This is a genomic window from Nocardioides sp. CPCC 206348 (genome assembly GCF_048654705.1).
Lineage (GTDB): Bacteria > Actinomycetota > Actinomycetes > Propionibacteriales > Nocardioidaceae > Nocardioides.
Map to the genome: position 1 here is coordinate 123,536 of NZ_JBMCZA010000198.1, position 1,033 is coordinate 124,568.

Here is a 1,033-nt window from a genome sequence, read left to right on the forward strand (position 1 = left end):
ACCGCAGACCAGGATCACGACCGCAGCAGCCCCTGCCATTGCGCCCGCAAGTAGCTCCGGCAGCCGGACCGGCGGGTGCTCGTCGCGCACGACGTCGGTGACCGACGGGTCGCTCGTCGCATAGCCGACGAACAGGAACGGGTACGCGACAAGGACGGCGCGGTCGAAGCGGCGCGGCCAGCGCCCGCTCACCGACCCGCTGGGATAGCGGACCAGGAGGTGGGTCACCAGGAAGTAGACCGGCGGGACCCAGAGGGGCGCGGAGAGGGAGAGCGCCAGGGTGCCGAGCGGCAGTCCTTCCTCAGGCATCGCGAAGGCGCGGGCGCCGTACATCTGGCCGGCGTTGCTCAGCATCAGCGACAGACCGGCGACCCCGATCAGCCACCCGATCGGGTTGCGCGGCCGCGCCCAGACCAGGAACAGCCCGACCAGGCCCGGAGCGAGACCGAGCACGATCTTGCTCGCGTCCGTCTGCGTCTCGTAGGTGAGCGCTGGCTGGTCGGAGACGCCCCGCGACAGGAAGTAGTAGGCGAGGTTGAGCGCCACCTGCGCACCGAACACGGCCAGCCCCAGGCGGCGGAGCGCGGCGTCGGACGGCACGGTCATGGAGCCAGTGTGGAGTCAGACGGGCTGTCGTGGGTGCCGCTTTGTCCCAACTGTCCCGGGAAATCGTCCCGGGCCCGCACGGTCACCGGTCACTGCCGAGAAGACGGGCGAACCGGTGCCATGGAGCTGTTCGTTCACCTTCCACCGAGGAGCAGCCATGACCACCACCGCATCTCTCACCACCGGCACCCGCACCTGGCCCGCCTGGGCCGCGGCGAGCGCCGGCATCTCCGCAGTCCTCACCGCGATCGGCACTTTCTGGTCGCCCCTCGCCAACTACGAGGCGACCCGGACCAGGAACGACTTCTACAGCTGGCTGGTCGTCGTCGGGGTGATCACCGTCGGCCTCGCGATCGCCTTCGGCCTGGCCGTGCGTACTGCCTCCCCGCAGCGTGCCGACCGCCGCGGCCTGGTCCTCGCGCTGGTG

The 1,033-nt window shown here is 70.6% G+C and carries 2 protein-coding genes; one reads left to right on the plus strand and one right to left on the minus strand.

What is annotated here, in order from left to right:
• Window positions 1–606: hypothetical protein (locus tag ACOADB_RS19030; protein WP_378601984.1), on the minus strand; the 606-nt coding region annotated here is incomplete at its 3' end.
• A 157-nt stretch (window positions 607–763) separates the two neighbouring features.
• On the opposite strand from ACOADB_RS19030, the gene ACOADB_RS19035 reads away from it, so the two are divergent.
• Window positions 764–1,033 (plus strand): hypothetical protein (locus ACOADB_RS19035; protein WP_378601987.1); only part of this gene is annotated, 270 nt, incomplete at its 3' end.